Source organism: Lentzea sp. NPDC055074, from assembly GCF_053608005.1.
The window spans coordinates 319,908-336,494 of sequence record NZ_JBSGUQ010000004.1; the positions used below are offsets into that span (position 1 = coordinate 319,908).

General features: G+C 69.0%; 20 protein-coding genes. 8 read left to right on the forward strand and 12 right to left on the reverse strand.

Features of this window, described 5'->3' with window-relative positions; all coding sequences use genetic code 11:
• Positions 1 to 8: 8 nt before the first annotated feature.
• The gene (locus ACWF7A_RS11950) at positions 9 to 1,322 is read right to left on the reverse strand and encodes an amidohydrolase family protein (protein WP_452250432.1); all 1,314 of its coding nucleotides are present in this window, start codon (positions 1,320 to 1,322) and stop codon (positions 9 to 11) included.
• A 221-nt stretch (positions 1,323 to 1,543) separates the two neighbouring features.
• Here ACWF7A_RS11950 and ACWF7A_RS11955 point away from each other — a divergent pair, with 221 nt between their 5' ends.
• Positions 1,544 to 1,750 carry a hypothetical protein gene (locus ACWF7A_RS11955; RefSeq protein WP_452250433.1) on the forward strand — a complete coding sequence of 69 codons (207 nt, stop codon included), beginning with the start codon at positions 1,544 to 1,546 and terminating at the stop codon, positions 1,748 to 1,750.
• Position 1,751: 1 nt separating this feature from the next.
• On the opposite strand, the gene ACWF7A_RS11960 is transcribed toward ACWF7A_RS11955, so the two are convergent.
• The 4 genes from ACWF7A_RS11960 to ACWF7A_RS11975 form a co-directional block, all read right to left on the reverse strand.
• On the reverse strand, positions 1,752 to 2,912 hold the full coding sequence (locus tag ACWF7A_RS11960; protein WP_452250434.1) for a sensor histidine kinase: 1,161 nt from the start codon (positions 2,910 to 2,912) through the stop codon (positions 1,752 to 1,754).
• Positions 2,913 to 3,207: 295 nt separating this feature from the next.
• On the reverse strand, positions 3,208 to 4,314 hold the full coding sequence (locus tag ACWF7A_RS11965) for a nitric oxide synthase oxygenase (RefSeq protein WP_452250435.1): 1,107 nt from the start codon (positions 4,312 to 4,314) through the stop codon (positions 3,208 to 3,210).
• Between the two features lie 132 nt (positions 4,315 to 4,446).
• The gene (gene trmB, locus ACWF7A_RS11970; RefSeq protein WP_229693779.1) at positions 4,447 to 5,091 is read right to left on the reverse strand and encodes a tRNA (guanosine(46)-N7)-methyltransferase TrmB; all 645 of its coding nucleotides are present in this window, start codon (positions 5,089 to 5,091) and stop codon (positions 4,447 to 4,449) included.
• Positions 5,092 to 5,159: 68 nt separating this feature from the next.
• Positions 5,160 to 5,651: a hypothetical protein gene (locus tag ACWF7A_RS11975; protein WP_452250436.1), complete on the reverse strand. Its 492-nt coding sequence runs from the start codon at positions 5,649 to 5,651 to the stop codon at positions 5,160 to 5,162.
• 175 nt (positions 5,652 to 5,826) lie between these two features.
• Between ACWF7A_RS11975 and mycP the strand changes: the two genes are divergently transcribed.
• Positions 5,827 to 6,975, forward strand: a complete 1,149-nt coding sequence (gene mycP / locus ACWF7A_RS11980) for a type VII secretion-associated serine protease mycosin (RefSeq protein ID WP_452250437.1) — start codon at positions 5,827 to 5,829, stop codon at positions 6,973 to 6,975.
• Here mycP and ACWF7A_RS11985 read toward each other — a convergent pair.
• The 3 genes from ACWF7A_RS11985 to ACWF7A_RS11995 all read right to left on the reverse strand — a co-directional run bounded on the left by ACWF7A_RS11985 (position 6,941) and on the right by ACWF7A_RS11995 (position 9,608).
• Positions 6,941 to 7,843, reverse strand: a complete 903-nt coding sequence (locus tag ACWF7A_RS11985; protein ID WP_452250438.1) for an ABC transporter ATP-binding protein — start codon at positions 7,841 to 7,843, stop codon at positions 6,941 to 6,943. The genes mycP and ACWF7A_RS11985 overlap by 35 nt on opposite strands.
• Before the next feature lie 92 nt (positions 7,844 to 7,935).
• Entirely contained in the window at positions 7,936 to 8,691 is a 756-nt protein-coding gene (locus ACWF7A_RS11990) for a hypothetical protein (RefSeq protein WP_452250439.1), read from the reverse strand.
• A gap of 5 nt (positions 8,692 to 8,696) precedes the next feature.
• Positions 8,697 to 9,608 (reverse strand): ABC transporter ATP-binding protein, encoded by a 912-nt coding sequence (locus ACWF7A_RS11995; protein ID WP_452250440.1) that lies wholly within the window; start codon positions 9,606 to 9,608, stop codon positions 8,697 to 8,699.
• A gap of 131 nt (positions 9,609 to 9,739) precedes the next feature.
• On the opposite strand from ACWF7A_RS11995, the gene ACWF7A_RS12000 reads away from it, so the two are divergent.
• Positions 9,740 to 10,174, forward strand: a complete 435-nt coding sequence (locus ACWF7A_RS12000) for a PPOX class F420-dependent oxidoreductase (RefSeq protein ID WP_452250441.1) — start codon at positions 9,740 to 9,742, stop codon at positions 10,172 to 10,174.
• A 52-nt stretch (positions 10,175 to 10,226) separates the two neighbouring features.
• Here ACWF7A_RS12000 and ACWF7A_RS12005 read toward each other — a convergent pair whose 3' ends face one another.
• Positions 10,227 to 11,012: an HAD family hydrolase gene (locus tag ACWF7A_RS12005; protein WP_452250442.1), complete on the reverse strand. Its 786-nt coding sequence runs from the start codon at positions 11,010 to 11,012 to the stop codon at positions 10,227 to 10,229.
• 48 nt (positions 11,013 to 11,060) lie between these two features.
• Between ACWF7A_RS12005 and ACWF7A_RS12010 the strand changes: the two genes are divergently transcribed.
• Genes ACWF7A_RS12010 through ACWF7A_RS12020 form a run of 3 tightly spaced genes read left to right on the forward strand, consistent with a single transcriptional unit; the run spans position 11,061 to position 12,973 of the window.
• Positions 11,061 to 11,588: a TetR/AcrR family transcriptional regulator gene (locus ACWF7A_RS12010; protein WP_452250443.1), complete on the forward strand. Its 528-nt coding sequence runs from the start codon at positions 11,061 to 11,063 to the stop codon at positions 11,586 to 11,588.
• A gap of 1 nt (position 11,589) precedes the next feature.
• Entirely contained in the window at positions 11,590 to 12,069 is a 480-nt protein-coding gene (locus tag ACWF7A_RS12015; protein WP_452250444.1) for a pyridoxamine 5'-phosphate oxidase family protein, read from the forward strand.
• Positions 12,053 to 12,973, forward strand: coding sequence for an SDR family oxidoreductase (locus tag ACWF7A_RS12020; RefSeq protein ID WP_452250445.1), 921 nt, complete (start codon positions 12,053 to 12,055; stop codon positions 12,971 to 12,973). Before ACWF7A_RS12015 ends, ACWF7A_RS12020 begins: the two co-directional genes overlap by 17 nt.
• A gap of 162 nt (positions 12,974 to 13,135) precedes the next feature.
• On the opposite strand, the gene ACWF7A_RS12025 is transcribed toward ACWF7A_RS12020, so the two are convergent.
• Together ACWF7A_RS12025 and ACWF7A_RS12030 are read right to left on the reverse strand one after the other, a co-directional pair.
• Positions 13,136 to 13,792: a response regulator transcription factor gene (locus tag ACWF7A_RS12025; RefSeq protein ID WP_355297838.1), complete on the reverse strand. Its 657-nt coding sequence runs from the start codon at positions 13,790 to 13,792 to the stop codon at positions 13,136 to 13,138.
• Between the two features lie 9 nt (positions 13,793 to 13,801).
• Positions 13,802 to 14,977, reverse strand: coding sequence for a sensor histidine kinase (locus ACWF7A_RS12030; protein ID WP_452250446.1), 1,176 nt, complete (start codon positions 14,975 to 14,977; stop codon positions 13,802 to 13,804).
• 117 nt (positions 14,978 to 15,094) lie between these two features.
• On the opposite strand from ACWF7A_RS12030, the gene ACWF7A_RS12035 reads away from it, so the two are divergent.
• Together ACWF7A_RS12035 and ACWF7A_RS12040 are read left to right on the forward strand one after the other, a co-directional pair.
• A complete protein-coding gene (locus tag ACWF7A_RS12035; protein WP_452250447.1) occupies positions 15,095 to 15,763 on the forward strand; it encodes a hypothetical protein in 669 nt (222 codons plus the stop codon).
• The gene (locus tag ACWF7A_RS12040; RefSeq protein ID WP_452250448.1) at positions 15,760 to 16,128 is read left to right on the forward strand and encodes a GntR family transcriptional regulator; all 369 of its coding nucleotides are present in this window, start codon (positions 15,760 to 15,762) and stop codon (positions 16,126 to 16,128) included. The genes ACWF7A_RS12035 and ACWF7A_RS12040 overlap by 4 nt, the downstream gene beginning before the upstream one ends.
• On the opposite strand, the gene ACWF7A_RS12045 is transcribed toward ACWF7A_RS12040, so the two are convergent.
• On the reverse strand, positions 16,113 to 16,562 hold the full coding sequence (locus tag ACWF7A_RS12045) for a hypothetical protein (protein ID WP_452250449.1): 450 nt from the start codon (positions 16,560 to 16,562) through the stop codon (positions 16,113 to 16,115). The genes ACWF7A_RS12040 and ACWF7A_RS12045 overlap by 16 nt on opposite strands.
• Positions 16,563 to 16,587: the final 25 nt, after the last annotated feature.

Genomic DNA, 16,587 nt, shown 5'->3' on the forward strand with positions numbered 1-16,587 from the left:
GCCTGTGGTTACGGGTTGACGCTCCGCAGTCGTCGCGCCACCGCGGTCACGCCGGCCTGCGCCTCGTGCCGGTCCACCCGCGTGGACTCCCCACCGGCCACGACGTGGTCACCGGCCACCCACACGTCGGTGACCCGGCGCGATCCGGCGGCCCACACCAGGTTCGCCAGCAGCTGCCCGTCCGGCGCGTCCAGCCCGGTCGCGAACGCGGGGTCGTCGGCGTCGATGTGCACGACGTCGGCCCAGCGCCCGGCCTCGAGCGCGCCGATGTCGTCGCGGCCGAGGGCGTCGGCGCCACCTCGGGTGGCCATCAGCAACGCCTGCGCGGCGCCGAGCACGGTGGCGTCCATCTTCGAGACGCGCGCGAACAGCCCGGCGAGCCGTGCGGCCGCCAGCAGGTCCAGGTCGTCGCTCGAGGCCGGGCCGTCGGTGCCCAGGCCGACCGGCACGCCGGCGGCCAGCATCTCCGGCACCCGCGCGATTCCCGACGCGAGCTTCGCGTTCGACGCCGGGCAGTGCGCCACACCGACGCCGTACGACGCGTACAGCGCGATGTCGTCGTCCGACAGGTGCACGGAGTGTGCGGACAGCACGCGGCCGCCCAGCACGTCCGAGGCCTTCATCAACGCGGGCACCGAGCCGAACTCGGCGCGGGCGGCCTCGTCCTCGAACGGCGACTCGGCCACGTGCACCATGAACAGCGCGTTCCGCTCGCGGGCCTCGTGAGCGATCGACGTCAGCTGCGGGGCCGACAGCGTGTAGGCGGAGTGCGGCCCGTAGGCCAGCTCGACCCGCTCACCGGGGCCGAAGCGCAGGCCGTCGGCGTCGATCCACGCGGAGATCTCGCCGGTCAGGCCCTTCCAGTCCATGCCGGGCACGTCGAGGATCGCGCCGCCGAACACCACGCGTGAGCCGGCCGCGAGCACCGAGGACACCAGCTCAGGGCCGTGGAAGTACATCTCGGCGGACGTCGTGACGCCGTGCCGCAGCATCTCGACGGCGCCCAGCAGCATGCCGGTGCCGATGTCGGCGGGCGTCATGTTCGCCTCGTTCGGCCACATGGCCTCCTGCAGCCACCTCAGCAGCGGCAGGTCGGAGCCCAGGCCGCGCAGCACCGTCATCGGGCTGTGCGCGTGGGTGTTGATCAGGCCGGGCATCAGGACGCCGGACAGCGACCGGACCTCGCCGTCGAAGGCGGGGGCCTCCGAAGCGGCACCCACGTAGGTGATCCGGCCGTCGACGACGTCCACGACCGCGTCGCGCAACACGGCGCAGGACGGGTCGCAGGGCAGGACCACCGGAGCGTGCAGACGCAGTGACATGCGATGAATCCTGCCACTGTGATGCCGGTCACAAGCACGCATACTTCCGGACGTGATGGGAATCCTCGTCCTGTCGGGCGCGGGCCGACCCCCAGGGTCCGCCCCGGCCTAAAACTTTTCCCCATCCAAGGGGCCCGTCACGCATGAGCGACGGGCCCTTTGTGCATTCACGAGCAACCACGGGTAGGACAGGGGCGTCTCAAGATCATGTCGAAGAAGCCGTGCACGTCCAGTGGACAGTTCCGCCGCGCGCAGAAGCCCGCCACCCCCAAGCCGCCGACCCGGCGCTGAGTTGGCATGATCACAACCCGCGACCGGGCGTGATCATGCGGAGGCAATCAGTGGCCGACATCGACCCTCAGAACGACGACCAGCTCAGCGATCTCGAGATGACTCAGGAGTTCGAAGTCATCCGCGACGACAGCTGAGCTAGCTGATCGGCAGATCGGCGCGGACCGTCCATCCAGTCGGTTCGCGTCGGCCTGCGGAGAACGTGCCGCCCAGCAGTTCCGCGCGCTCGCGCATGCCGACGAGCCCGTAGCCTCCCGAGCCCCCGACGGGCACGCCGGACGCGACGCCGTCGTCGAGCACGGCCAGGTGCAGCACACCGTCCCCAGAGGACAGTGAAACCTCCACTGAGGACACCGCAGCCGCGTGTTTCTGGGTGTTCGTCAGTGATTCCTGCACCAGCCGCAGCACGGAGCGCGCCAGCTCCTGCGGCACCGCGTCCTTCAGGTCGAACGCGAGCCGCACGGGCAGCTCGGACTCGGCGGCCAGCTCCCGCACGTCGTCCATCAGCGACGAGGACGCGGCGGGACCCTCCGAGGAAGATCCGTCCCGCATGGTGCCGACCAGGCGGCGCATCGCCGTCAACGCCTCCGTCCCGGACGACGCGATCGCCGGCAGCACGTCGACCTCGCGGTTGAGCTGACCTGCCTGCGCGTGCACGACGATCGCCGTCACGTAGTGCGCGACCACGTCGTGCAGCTCGCGCGCCAACGCCATCCGCTCGGCGTTCTGGGCCGCCGCAACGGAAGCGGCGAGCTGCGAGGCCCGTTCGTTGTCCCGGGCCCGGAAGTACATCCCGCTGCCGACCGACAGGACGAGCAGCACGAACGCCGCGATCCCGAAGTTCCACGTGTCCGGGCTCCACTCGCGATAATCGCGCGGTGCCACGATCGGCCAGCCCAGGATCTCCGCGAACGCCATGGCCGCGAGCACGACCAGGGTTCCGGCGACTGCCTTGATACGCGGGGAGTCCCGCACGAGAGTCGCGATGGTGGCCATCGCCGCGCCGGTCATCGAGATGCCCGCGCCGCTCCAGAAGAGGTGTGGTTCGAGCGCCACCCCGAGCAGCCGCATGTAGACGGCCACGCAGGCGACGGCGAACGCCAGCGCGAGGGCGGCGTCGAACGGTCTGCGCGGTGCGAGCACGGCGATCACGCAGATCACCGCGATTCCCGGTACCTGCCACCAGCCGAGATCGGTCGAGATCGACCCGGTCTCCAGCAGGGCGATGGCGGTGAGCGCGATCGCCAGCGGCCACTGACGTTCGGCGAGCCGCCGCCAGGTCAAGTCCGTGCTCTCCACCCGAGCCACAGTAGGGCCGAAAGAGTGATCGCGCGTCCGACCTTGGTTCTACCCGGGCATCAGCCAGAAGGCTGAGGGGACGACCTGCGGAAACACTCTCACGGCGGATGCCGGATTACGCGGTGGTCACGGACTCTGGAGGAGCGGAAGTACGGAAACGGAGGACGCCATGTTGTCAGTTGTGTTCACTTGGGCCGCCGCGGTGGTCGGCCTGTTGGTCCTTGCGTTGATGGCTCTGTCCGGCGTGATGATCGACTCGAAGAACTAGTCGCCGGACCAGCGTGTGATGGGGAAGTCAGACGCTGGTCAGGGAACTGTGCTGGCGGAGCAGCTCCGCCAGCCTGCTCGTCGGTTGAGGACGGGTTTCGTCCAACGCGGCCGTGAAGCGCGCCGGAGAACCGTTCCGTGCGCGCGCCGCGGCCGCTGTGTCGAGCCGGAAAGCCGGACGCGCCGCCGAAGGGCGTTGGCGCGAACGCAGCCAGGCGAGACGGTGCAACGCTTCGGCGTGGTGGTCCGTGATGGTGACGGCCGCCTTGTCGAACGAGTGCAGCACTGCAGCGTTCAGGTGAACGGTCGCGAAGTCCCGCCACAGCGTGCGTTCGGACGAGGTGTCCAGGCCCAACGCCTCGGCGACCTCGCGTGCCACACCGTAGGCACCTTCCTCGGCCAGTGACCGCGTGCCGATCTCGGCGCCGACGAACCACGAGTTGAACGGCGCGGCGGGGTAGTTCACGCCACCGATCGACAGCCGCATGTTCGAGATGACCGGAACCGCGTGCCAGCGCAGGCCCATCTCGCCGAACCACGGCAGAGTCGGGTGCTCCAAAGGAACTTCGTGCACGATCTCGGACGGCAGCGTGAACAGCCGCGGGCCCTCGTGCTGCGTCTCCACCACCAACGGCAGCAGATCGAAGCGTGAGCGCCGCACGGGCGGACGCCACCCCATCCCCTGCATCGTCTCGGTGAACTGGGTGTACCGGCGGTCCCCCATCCCGTCGGCGTACCCGGCGTACCGGATCAGCTGCTCGTTCCAGATCACCGGACCGGGCGTGCCGGGTGCGTCCGGCGCGAAAACCGTGACCAGCGGCCGGATCTCGCCGCCGTTGGTCGCGAGCCGCAGGTGCTCGACGCACTCGCCGGCGACGGCGGCGGCGTTGCGGTAGCCGCGCAGATCGCGGACCTTCAGACGGCGCCAGGGCACACCGGAGGTGCACCAGCCGGAGTCGCGCAACGCGATCCGCGCGCCGTACGCGAGCTCGTTGGTGGTGTGGCGGTAGGTTCCGGTCTCGGTGATCTCGGCGCGCACCTGGGCGATGCGGGCGGTCAGCGAGCCTGCGTCGGAGTGCGCCGCGTGGAACATGCGGACGAACTCCTCCGCGACGGGGAGGACGTCGGGGGTCACGGAGCGAGACGCTAAGGCCGGAACAGCCTCACGCGTCACTGCCACTCGGGGCATTTCGGGTGATCAACACCGGCCACTCCGTCGAGTGAACGGTAGACCCTTGGTGTTCACTCGATCGGCTTGAGACCTCGATCAGGTGAGGTCGTTCCGCCTGAACATCAGGTCGTGCGAGACCCGGTCCTCGTTGACCGCGCGCTGCTCGAACTTCGTGACGGGCCGCCAGTCCGGCCGTGGGGCCCAGCCGTCGTACACGTTGGTCAGCAGCCGCTCGCCCGAACACACCTCGAGCATCTGGTCGGCGTAGTTCTCCCAGTCCGTCGCGAGGTGCAGCACGCCGCCCGGCTCCAGCCGCGACGCGATCAGCGACACGAACTCCGGCTGCACGAGCCGGCGCTTGTGGTGCTTCTTCTTCGGCCACGGGTCCGGGAAGAAGATCCGCACGCCGTGCAACGACGCGGGAGCGATGTGGTCGGTCAGCAGGACGACGGCGTCACCGCGCAGCACCCGCAGGTTGTCGAGACCGCCGAGGTGCTCGGCGCGCAGCAGCAGCTGGGCGAGGCCGGGCTTGTAGACCTCGGCGGCGACGTAGTTCAGCTCGGGCGCGGCGGCCACGAGCTGGGAGGTGGTCTCGCCCATGCCGGAACCGATCTCCAGCAGCACGGGCGCGGAACGGCCGAACCACGAGTCGAAGTCCAGCGGCCCCTCGGGCAACGACTTGACGTCGTTGCCCATCTTCTCCCAGTACGTGTCCCAGGCACGTTCCTGGCCCACGGTCATGCGCTCGCCGCGCTGGACGAAGCTGACGATGGAACGGGGGAACTCAGGCCTGGTCACGACGGGACATTCTAGGCAATCAGTTCGATGTCCTCGATCTGAGTACGCAGGTCATCGACGGTGAAGTCGATCGGCGACGGCCGACCGGCCCCGCGGTGGGCGGGCACGAGGTGGATGAACCCGCGGTGCGAGTCGGTGAACTGCACCGTTGTCGGGGTCGCGGGCCCGTAGACACCGCTCTCCGACGGGACGTACTCCCAGTAGCCGATCTCGCCGTAGTCGGCCCACGGCACGAAGACCCAGCCGGGACGGGCAGCGAGCAGGTCGGTCACCGCGTCCTCCACGGCATGACCTTCGGCACGTGACTTCAGCTTGCCGCGGTCGAGCGCCCGCAGCCACCACGGCGCGGGAGCGTTCCCCACCGCGCTCACGGCGCGGTAGGTGGAGAGGACCTGCTCCTCGTCCGCCTGGTTCACCCAGGAACGACGCGCCTCCGCGGGCGCTCCGGCCAGGTCAGGAGAGTTGGGGACCTCGAGTGCTTCAGACCACTCGAGACTGAGCATTGCTTCGACGTGAACCGTCACAGGCACCTCCGGGACGGGGATAACCCAATTGAACGCGAATCCAAACGCCAAGGATGTCCAGAATGCGGCTTTTCACGGGTTGTTAACAGCTCTCTTACGCAACGTGTGACGCCAGGCACGTTGCGCCTTGACCTGGAAACACGATGTAGCTGACGTGCCCTTGCTGCCCGCGCTCGCCGTCGCGCTGCCGTTGCTGCTCGCCGCGCAGTCGATCGAGGAGCAGGAGTGGCACCTCGACGCCCTCGACGTGTACTCGGCGCAGGCTCAGGCCCGCGGGGACGGCGTGATCGTCGCGGTGATCGACTCCGGCGTCGACGCCCAGCACCCCGACCTCGCCGGGCAGGTCCTGCCCGGAGCGGGTTTCGGCAGGTCCAAGGGCACCGACGGCACGAAGGACACCGACGGCCACGGCACCGGGATGGCCGGCATCATCGCCGCGACCGGCCGGGGCGGCGGCGCGCTCGGCATCGCCCCCGGCGCCAAGATCCTGCCGATCGCCAGCGCCGACGAGAAGGAGCAGTTCGGGCTCGACGTCGTCGCGGAGAGCATCAGGTGGGCGGCCGACCACGGCGCCAAGGTCGTCAACATGTCGCTGGGCTTCTCCAGCTCGATGACGCCGACGCTGGTCAAAGCCGTCAACTACGCGATCGAGAAGGACGTCGTCCTCGTCGCCGCCACCGGCAACGAGGGCAAGGAGGTCTCCGCGCCCGCCAACATCAACGGCGTGATCGCGGTCTCGGGCACGACCAAGGACGGCAAGCCGTGGGCGTCGTCGAACGTCGGCGTGGACACGGTGCTCTCGGCTCCGGCGGTCGGCATCGTGACGGTCGCCCCCGAGAGCGTCTACTCCAGCGGGTACGCCGAGATGGACGGCACGAGCGCGGCGTCGGCGATCGTGTCCGGGGTCGCCGCGCTGGTGCGGGCGAAGCACCCGGACATGGCGGCGAAGGACGTCGTCAACGCGCTGGTGAAGACCGCGACCGACATCGCGGAGCCCGGCCGGGACACGACGACCGGGTTCGGCCTGGTCAACCCGATGGGCGCGCTCACCGCGCAGCTCCCGCCGGTGGAACGCAACCCGCTGCTGCCGCCGCCGAAACCCGCGACGACCCAACCGGCTCCGAAGGTCGCGGCGAAGCGGTCCGAGCAGCCGGTGGACATGTCCGACCGGCTGCCCTTCATCGCCGCGGTCTCGGGCGGCACCGCGCTGATGACCGGGCTGCTCATCGCGTTGCCCGCCATCAGGTCACGGCGCCCCAAGCCCGTGCTCAGTGAGCGTGGTACTCCACCGACTCCTTGGTGAGCTGCATGAAGGCCTCCTCGAGCGAACCCCGCTGAGGGCTGAGCTCGTGCAGCACGATCTGGTTCTCCGCCGCGAGCTCACCGATCTGCTGCGCCGGGATGCCGTGCACCACGAGGGATCCGCTCACCGAGTCGTCCGTCACCGTCGCGTGCGCCGCGAGGATCTCGCGCAGCTTCGCGGCGTGCGGCGACCGCACCCGGACCGTGTCCTGGGTGGCGTCGGCGATGAACTGCTCGGTGGAGGTCTGCGCGATCAGCTGACCCTTGCCGATCACGATGAGGTCCTGCGCGGTCTGCGCCATCTCGGACAGCAGGTGGCTCGACACGAACACCGTGCGGCCCTCCTCCGCGAGCCGGTGCATGAACTGCCTGATCCAGAGGATGCCCTCGGGGTCGAGGCCGTTGACCGGCTCGTCGAACAGCAGCACCTCGGGGTCGCCGAGCAGCGCGCCCGCGATGCCGAGCCGCTGGGACATGCCGAGCGAGAACCCGCCCGCGTTCTTGTGCGCGACCTCGGTGAGACCGACGATCTCCAGCACTTCCTGGACCCGGCTGACCGGGATCTTGTTGGAGACCGCGAGCCACTTGAGGTGCGAGCGCGCGGAACGGTTGGGGTGCACCCACTTCGCGTCGAGCAGCGCGCCGACCTTGCGCAGCGGCTGGCTTAGCTGGGCGTAGTGCTTGCCGTCGATCCTGACGTCGCCGCCGGTGGGGGTGTCGAGGCCGAGGATCATCCGCATGGTCGTGGACTTGCCGGCGCCGTTCGGACCGAGGAACCCGGTCACGCGTCCCGGCCGGACGACGAACGACAGGTCGTCGACGGCCTTGGTCTTGCCGTAGTGCTTCTGCAGCCGCGTTGCTTCGATCATGACCACTCCCGGTTCGCTCGACAGAACTGACAGGGACCTGGGTCACCCCCCGACGGATGACCCAGGCCCCTCTCCCCCTTATTCGGAACGGGTCACGCGTCCCGCCGCTTCGCGACGATCAGTGCGACCACCAGGAGCACGACCGCGACTCCGGCGAAGTAGCCGAGCGAACCCCACTGGCTCAGCTTGAAGTCGACGCCCGCCCCCGCCTGCTCGGCCATGTTGTCGCCGCCGAGCTGCAGGAAGTGGTTGGCGTTCATGAAGGGCAGCCACGCCTGGATCTTCACGCCGACCTTCGGGATGATCCCGATCAGGCCTTCCAGCAGCATGTTCCAGACCAGCAGGATCGCGACGGCGCCGGCGGTCTGGCGGACCAGGATGCCGACCGCGATCGCGATGATCGCGCCGATGCCGTACAGCAGGCCGACGCCCGCCACGTGCCGCCATTCGCCGCTCGTGTTGATCGCGAGGTCCGAGGCCGGCGAGAGCACCTTCGCGATGCCCACCGAGCCGAACGCGATGATCTCGCCGAGGACACCGGCGATGAACGCCACCACGACGGTCTTCGCGACCAGCGCGGACGTCCGGTTCGGCACCGCGAGGAAGGTGGCACGGATCGTGCTGAAGCGGTACTCGGTCGTGACCGCGAGGGCCGCCATCACCAGCACGACGGACAGCGCGAGCTGGCTGCTGCCGAACTGCGTGACGCCGAGGGACAGCTGGCCGTTGTCGGTCGAGGCCGCGATGATCGCGGTGAGTCCGACACCGAGGACCAGGGCGAGCGCGCTGCACCAGTACGGCGAGCGGGTCGAGAAGAGCTTGATTCTCTCAACTGCCAACAGGGTCATCAGACTCACTTCCCGATCTCTGCGTGGTACTCGACAGCATCGCCGGTCAGCTGCATGAACGCCTCTTCGAGCGAACCGCGCTGGGGGCTCAGCTCGTGCAGGACGACACCGTTCGCAGCGGCGATGTCCCCGATCTGGTCACTGGTCGCACCCGATACGGAGAACGAGCCGTCCGCACCGTCACGAACCGTGAAGCCCTTGTCGACGAGCAACGGGCCGAGCTTGAACAACTGAGGACTGCGCACGAGGACCGAGTTACCCGTCGAACGGTCGATGAACTCCTGCGTCGTGCTCTGCGTGATCAGCTTCCCCCGGCCGATCACCACGAGCTCGCTGGCCGTGAGGGCCATCTCCGACAGCAGGTGGCTCGACACCAGGACCGTGCGGCCCTCGGCGGCGAGGTTCTGCATGAACGTGCGGATCCAGAGGATGCCCTCGGGGTCCAGGCCGTTCACCGGCTCGTCGAACAGCAGCACCTTCGGGTCGCCGAGCAGTGCCGCGGCGATCCCCAGCCGCTGCGACATGCCGAGCGAGAACCCGCCGGCGTTCTTGCCCGCGACCTGCGTGAGGCCGACGGCCTCGAGCACCGCGTCAACCCTGTTCTTCGGCAGGTTGTTGGACTTGGCGAGCCAGCGCAGGTGAGCGCGGGCGGAGCGGTTCGGGTGAACCCACTTGGCGTCGAGCAGCGCGCCGACCGTCTGCAGTGGACGGTTCAGCTCGGTGTAGGGCTTCCCGTCGATCAGCACGCGGCCTGCCGTCGGACGGTCGAGCCCCAGGATCATGCGCATCGTGGTCGACTTGCCGGCGCCGTTCGGACCGAGGAATCCGGTCACCCGTCCAGGTTGGACGGTGAACGACAGGTCGTCGACCGCGACCGTCCTGCCGTATCTCTTGGTGAGGCCGATTGCCTCGATCATGGGCTTTCCCCTCTCGGTGATGGGATCACTCTGTCGTTCCGAGGGGTGCTCGCACATCGACCTGCGGTCTGCGGTCTGCGTCAACTTCCGTCGTCCGGTGCCGCTACCTCCGTCGTAGTTGAATGAGCCACATGGGATACACGGAGGCGCCCGACGGCTGGTGGCGCGAGTTCGTCCTGGCCAAACCCGCCCGCACCGCCAAGCTCGCCGTCACCCGCAAGGACGGGTCACCGCACGTCGCACCGGTCTGGGTGGACCTCGACGGCCCGGACCTCGTCTTCCTGACCGCCCGCGACACGATCAAGGGCAAGTCGATCCTGCGCGACGGCCGGGTGGCCCTGTGCTTCGACGACGAGACCCCGCCGTTCAACTTCGTCACCATCACCGGCCAGGCCGTGGTGGACGAGGACGTCGAGCAGCTCAAGTACTGGGCCGGTCGCACGGCCGCGCGGTACATGGGCGACGACCAGGCCGACGCGTACGCCGAGCGCAACGGCGTGCCCGGCGAGATGGTGGTCCGGGTGAAGATCGACAAGGTCGTCGCCGTGCAGAACGTCTCCGACTGATCCCCGTCGACCACCCGACCACGTACCGGCTGAGCGTGTTCGTCCCGAACCCCTAGGCGGGGAAGAAGCGGTTCAGCACCTGGGCGGCGCCGTCCTCCAGCACGGTCGGCGCCACCTCGTCCGCGATCGCCTGGACGCTCGCCGGCGCCTGTCCCATCGCGACGCCCAACCCCGCCCACGTCAGCATCTCGACGTCGTTGGTCCCGTCCCCGATCGCGAGCGCGTCGGCCGGCGAGATCCCCAGCGAGGCGCAGAGCTCATCCAGCGCCGCGCCCTTCGAGACGTTCGGCGGCACGGCGGTCAGCCACGCCTCGGTGTGGTCGACGGACCACTCGACACCTGGCAGCTCCAGCTCCCGCACGGCGAACGACAGCTCGGCCGGCGTGTGGTCGAGCCAGCGCATGACGAGCCGCGGGGTGGGCACCGCCATCTCCTCGAACGTCACCTGTGCCGTCTCGCCCCACAGGTCTCCGGGCAGGAACTCGCCGAGTGAAAGGCTGCCGACGCCCGTGCGTTCCACGGCGAACACCGAGTTCGGCAGCAGCGCCTGCAGCGTCTTGATGGTCGGGCCCGGATCGAACGTCGTCCGCTTGGTCACCGACTCGGTCGCCGGGTCCCACCACACCGCGCCGTTCGAGCACAACGCGTGCGAGACGGGCAGCTGCGCGGCGACGGCGCTGATGCCGATGAGGCTGCGACCAGTGCAAAGCACGACGTGGGCGCCGTGGTCGGTGGCCCGCGTGATGGCCGCCTTCACGGCGGGCGAGATCTCGTTCGAGCCGACCGGGGTCAGGGTTCCGTCGATGTCCAGCGCGATCAGTCGCGGTCTCCAGGTCACGTGACACCACCCTAGGCGAAGGTTAGTGAATTGTGGTTCACTAACTGCGTGGCACGACCTCGCACCATCACCGACGAACGGATCCTGAACGCCGTCGCGGCCGTCATCGACCGGCGCGGGCCGGAGTTCACCGTCGCGGACGTGGCGGCGGAGGCCGGGGTCTCGGTGGGGGCGGTGGCGAAGCGGTTCGGCTCCAAGAGCGGGCTGTTGCAGGCGCTCACGAAGGCGGGCACCGACGAGGTCGTGCGACGGATGCGCGAGGCGGGCAGCGTGCGCGCCGCGCTGATGATGTGGTTCGACCGGCTCGCCGACCCGGTGGTCGCCACGAACAACCTGGCGCAGCTCGGCGTCGACCTGATCAACCCGGAGCTGCGTGCGTTGCTGGCCCTGCACTACGCGGCGCTGGAAGAGGAGCTCGAGATCCTGTGCGCGGCCGAAGACCTGCCGCCGAACGCGGCCCGCGTCCTCGCCGCGCTGGTCTACGGGATCTCGATGGACTGGTCGGTCCGCCCGCGCGGCGACCTGTTGGCGCGCATGAGCGAGGACATCGATCTGGTGCTGGAAGGGATGCGCTGAAATGGCTACCTGGGCGGAGTTCGCGGCCGAACAGCCCGACATGGCGGCGTTCGTGCAGGCGCGGTTCGCCGCGGACCGGCACGCGTTGATCGCGACGCTGCGCAAGGACGGCTCACCGCGGATCAGCGGCGTGGAACCGGACTTCAGCCGCGGCGAGCTGTGGGCGGGCATGATGCCCGACTCGCTGAAGTCGAAGGACTTGCGGCGCGACCCGAGGTTCGCGTTGCACTGCATGTCGACGACCGCGTCCATGACGGAGGCGGGTGACGCGAAGATCAGCGGCACCGCCGAGTTCTGGACCGACAAAGAGACCTATCTGGACGAGCTGTTCGAGCGCACGGAGTGGCGGCCGAAGCCGGAGGAGATCGACCTGTTCCGGTTCGACGTCACGGAGGTCGTGCAGCTCACCGTCGAGGGCGACGGGATGGTCGTCCTCTCCTGGCACGAGGGAAGGGGAACTCGCCGTGTCTGCAAGAAATGATCCCGATCTGAGCGGGAAGGTCGCGGTCGTCACCGGCGCCACACGTGGTGCGGGACGCGCGATCGCGGTCGAGCTGGGAGCGGCGGGGGCCACGGTGTTCGTCGCCGGCCGGACCACGCGGGAGCAGCAGTCCGAGGTCGGGCGGGCGGAGACGATCGAGGAGACCGCCGAACTGGTGGACGCGGCCGGCGGCAGGGGGATCGCCGTCCGCTGCGACCTCACGAACCCGTCCGATGTGGACGCTCTGGCCGCGAGGATCGAGAAGCTCGACATCTTCGTCGACAACGCGTGGGGCGGCGAGAACCTCGTCGAGTGGGGCAAGTTCTGGGAGCACGACCTCGACAAGCAGCTGCACATGTGGCGCAACGGCGTCGAGACGCACCTCGTGGCGCTGCACAAGCTCATGCCGATCCTGCTCAGGTCCGACGACGGGCTCGTGGTCGAGGTGACCGACGGCGAGGACGGCGAGGCGTACTTCGTGAACCTCACCTACGACGCGGTGAAGAACACCGTGCGCCGCTTCGGCGAGGTGCTCGCCAGGGACCTGAAGGACCACCCGAACGTGACGGCACTCGCGGCCACCCCGGGGTTCCTGCGCTCCGAGCAGATGCTGGAGACGTTCGGCGTCACCGAGCAGAACTGGCGTGACGCGATCGAGAAGGTGCCGGACTACGCGATCTCCGAGACGCCGCACTACCTCGGCCGCGGCATCGCGCACCTCGCGGCGGACGAGGACCGCAGGCGGTTCGCCGGGCAGTGCCTCTCGTCGTGGAAGCTCAAGCGCGAGTACGGGTTCACGGACCTCGACGGCACGCAGCCCGACTGGGGCCACTGGTGGGACGACGTCGTGAAGCCGCGCATGGAGGGCAAGACCGTCGACGCGGACCCGGAGAAGTACCGCTAGGGCGTGTTTCCCGGGTCTCGTTCGACGAGAGTCGCGGCGGAGGTGGTTCCTGGCGGTGCGGGCGGCCGACCCGCATACCGGTGCTGTATTCGGGTCGGCCGCCCGCACCTCCAGGGGCCGCCTCAGCCCCGACTGTCGCGGACAGGACCCGGGAAACACGCCCTAGGCATCGCCGGGGCGGACGAGACCGGTCTCGTAGGCCAGCACCACGGCCTGCACCCGGTCTCGCAGCTCCAGCTTCGCCAGGATCCTGCCGACGTGCGTCTTCACCGTCGCCTCGGACAGGAACAGCTTGCGGGCGATCTCGGTGTTCGACAGGCCCTTCGCGATCAGCACGAGCACCTCGCGCTCGCGTTCGGTCAGCACGTCGAGCATCGAGGCGTCCCGCAGCTCGCCGCCGCCGTCGCCGAGGAACCGGCCGAGCAGCCGCTTCGTCACCGACGGCGAGACCACCGCGTCACCCGAGGCCACCGCGCGCAGGGCCGAGACGAGGTCGGACGGAGGGGTGTCCTTCAGCAGGAACCCGCTGGCGCCGTTGCGCAGCGCCGACAGGGCGTACTCGTCCATGTCGAAGGTGGTCATGACCAGCACCTTCGCCGAGTCGGCCTCGGCGATGCGCTTGGTCGCCTCCACACCGTCCATGACGGGCATGCGGACGTCCATGAGCACCACGTCGGGCCGGAGCTTGTCGGCCATCTGCACGGCGTCGAGGCCGTCGGCCGCCTCGCCGATCACGTCGATGTCTTCCTGCGCGCCCAGAACCATGCGGAACCCCATGCGCATGAGTTCCTGGTCGTCCACCAGCAGCACCCGAATCACTCGATCACCCTATGCGGCTAGCGGGAATGTCGCGCGCACGCGCCAGCCCCCGCCGGGGTTGGGGCCCGCCTCGAACTCCCCGCCCAGCACCGCTGCCCTTTCCCTCATGCCGATCAGCCCGTTGCCGCCGGACACCTTGACCACGTCGTGGGGAGTGCCGAACCCGTTGTCGGTCACCTCGAGCCGCAGCTCTTCCGGCGTGCGCGCCAGGCGGACCATGGCGGTCGTGCCCGCTCCGGCGTGCTTGATGGTGTTCGTCAGTGCTTCCTGCACGATCCGGTAGATGCTCAGGCCGACACCCACGGGCAGGTCGTCCACGTCGCCGTTGATCTCCAGGCGGACCGGGACGCCGGCGGCACGGGTGTTCTCCGCGAGCTCGACCACGCCCCGCGCGTCGGGCTGCGGAGCCCACTGCGTCTCGGCGTCCTCGCTGCGCAGCACGCCCAGCAGGCGGCGCATCTCGGTCAGCGCCAGGCGGCCGGTGTCGGCGATCGTCCGGACGGCGTTCTCCGCCACCTCCGGTTTGGTCCTTATCGTGTACGCGGCGCCGTCGGCGTGGACGATCATCACGCTCACCGCGTGGGCGACGACGTCGTGCAGCTCGCGCGCGATCCGGGACCGCTCCTCGCCCACCGCGATCTTGGCCTGCTGGTCGCGTTCGGTCTCGAGGAGCACCAGCCGTTGCTCCATCTCGTGCTGGTAGGCCCGGCGGGCGCCGATGAACTCGCCCATCGCCCAGCTGAACCCGAAGATCACGAGGACCAGGAACACCAGGAACACGGCCTGGATCTCGCCGACCTGGAAGATCGCCCAGAGCAGCGTGCCCGCGAGCAGCCAGCCCAGGTAGATCAGCGCCGTCTTGCGGGTCGTGTACGCGACGAGCGTGTACAGCGCTATGGCCAGCGCGAAGTCGGACATGCGCACCGGGAGACCGTTGACGCCGCCGTGCGAGAAGAGCTGCAGGAACCCGCCCGCGAGGATCAGGTAGCTGGTGCCGAGCGGGTGGTAGCGGCGGAACGGCAGCGGCCCGAGCATCAGCAGCGTCACCGCGAGATAGGCGGAGAACGACACTCCCTGGTCGACCGCCGTGACCGCGATGCCCATGTCGAAGAGCAGCAGGATCCCGGCGATCAGGGAGTCCCCGAACGCCGGATGAGCCTTCATCCACAGGCTGAACCGTCGCACTGAACAAGGTTAGGTGCGGGCCGAACTTCCGCGCGTCGCGCCACGGGTTGACGCTGCGTACGACTTCAGTGTGAGTTATTGTGTCGAGGAGTTGGTACAAAGTTCGGGGGATTCGCCATGTACGACGTTCTGGCGCCGGCCGGCGCCGGCTTGGTGCTGCTGGTCGTCCTGTGGCCGACGCAGTCGACCGGCAAGCGTCTGCTCAAGAGCTGGAAGGTGCCGGATCCGACGCCCGCGCAGGTCGACGACGCCATCCGGTACCTCAAGCGGCGGCGGTTGCTCTACCCGTGGCTCTTCGTCGGGATGTCGTTCGTTCCGTTCGCCAGCGGTCGCGGCCTGGGATCGTTCGCGGCGATCGTGCTCGGCGGCACGCTGCTGGCCGAACTGATCGCGCTGTCGTTGCCGCGCGAGGGCCGTGAGCGGGTGGCCTCGCTCGCTCCGCGTGGTCTGTTCGACATCGCCTCGCGGTACGTGCTGGGTGCGTACGCGGTGATCGTGGTGTTCGCGCTGGTGTGGCTCGTCGTGACCCTTCAGATCGGGCAGCTGCCCGTGTTCGTGGTGTCCGTGGCCGCGGTCGCGACGGTCATGTGGGCGGCCGTCGCCCGTCCGGTGGACGGCGACGAGGAGGTCGACCGGGTCCTGCGCACCCGCAGCGTGCACGTGTCGGCGGGCATCGGCGCGGCCATGGTCCTGGTGCTCGTCGGTGGCGGATACCTGTTCCTCGGCATCTTCGCCTGGGTGATGATGGCCAACACGAACGTCGTGTCCAAGAAGATTGCGTGGTGACCGCTCCCCGCATCGTCGTCGACGTCGAGAACGGTGTCGCCCCCTGGCGTCAGGTTCGCGACCAGCTGGTGAGGTTGATCAACGGCGGTGTGCTGCCGGTCGGCTCGCGCTTGCCGACGATCCGTCAGCTCGCCGCGGACCTCGGACTCGCCGCGGGCACCGTCGCACGGGCGTACCGGGAGCTCGAGACCTCGGGCGTGATCACGACAGGACGAAGGCAGGGCACCGTGGTGGCTGCCCTGCCTTCGCATGCACCGGACCCGCTCTCCGCCGCCGCGGCGGAGTTCGTCGCCATCGCTCGGTCACTCGGCGCCAGTGAGGGGGAGGCACTGAACGCCGTGCGAGCCCATTACTTGGGTGAGTAAGGCGACTCGATCTTGGGTGCGGGTCGCGGTTCGCTGATGTGCGCCTGACGTTCTTCCTGGCGCTCTTCGTAGATCCGGTGTTCTTCCGCCATCTGGTCAGCGAGCTGCTGCTGCATCTGGCGATCCCGGATCCTGGACAGGATCGCCATCGTCGCCCCGTGGGCCAGTGCCAGCAGCAACAGCACAAAACCGAGCTTCACGACGATGTCCTTCACCGCGTCACCGGTCTCGACCTCGATGGTCGACACCAACGCGAGCAGGCCGAGCACGACGAGGTGGAAGAGCACGGCCGTCAGCTTCATCATGCCGCTGGCCTGCTCGTCGTCGTACGCAGCGCGCCGGAGGTATCCCTTGCCGCTGTGGTAGATCAGCTGGCCGTCGACCACGACCAGGACGATCCCCAGCACTAGGAACGTCACGTAGCTGTCACCCATGCGCTGTGGCTACCCGCGCACGCAC

What these genes read in the sequence shown, in the direction of transcription:
- ACWF7A_RS11990 (WP_452250439.1), bottom strand. Translation starts at nt 8,691, where the DNA reads ATGACCCTGTTGGCAGTTGAGAGAATCAAGCTCTTCTCGACCCGCTCG.
- ACWF7A_RS12045 (WP_452250449.1), bottom strand. Translation starts at nt 16,562, where the DNA reads ATGGGTGACAGCTACGTGACGTTCCTAGTGCTGGGGATCGTCCTGGTC.
- ACWF7A_RS12000 (WP_452250441.1), top strand. Translation starts at nt 9,740, where the DNA reads ATGGGATACACGGAGGCGCCCGACGGCTGGTGGCGCGAGTTCGTCCTG.
- ACWF7A_RS12035 (WP_452250447.1), top strand. Translation starts at nt 15,095, where the DNA reads ATGTACGACGTTCTGGCGCCGGCCGGCGCCGGCTTGGTGCTGCTGGTC.
- ACWF7A_RS11985 (WP_452250438.1), bottom strand. Translation starts at nt 7,843, where the DNA reads ATGATCGAAGCAACGCGGCTGCAGAAGCACTACGGCAAGACCAAGGCC.
- ACWF7A_RS11995 (WP_452250440.1), bottom strand. Translation starts at nt 9,608, where the DNA reads ATGATCGAGGCAATCGGCCTCACCAAGAGATACGGCAGGACGGTCGCG.
- ACWF7A_RS11975 (WP_452250436.1), bottom strand. Translation starts at nt 5,651, where the DNA reads ATGCTCAGTCTCGAGTGGTCTGAAGCACTCGAGGTCCCCAACTCTCCT.
- trmB (WP_229693779.1), bottom strand. Translation starts at nt 5,091, where the DNA reads ATGACCGTGGGCCAGGAACGTGCCTGGGACACGTACTGGGAGAAGATG.
- ACWF7A_RS11950 (WP_452250432.1), bottom strand. Translation starts at nt 1,322, where the DNA reads ATGTCACTGCGTCTGCACGCTCCGGTGGTCCTGCCCTGCGACCCGTCC.
- ACWF7A_RS12015 (WP_452250444.1), top strand. Translation starts at nt 11,590, where the DNA reads ATGGCTACCTGGGCGGAGTTCGCGGCCGAACAGCCCGACATGGCGGCG.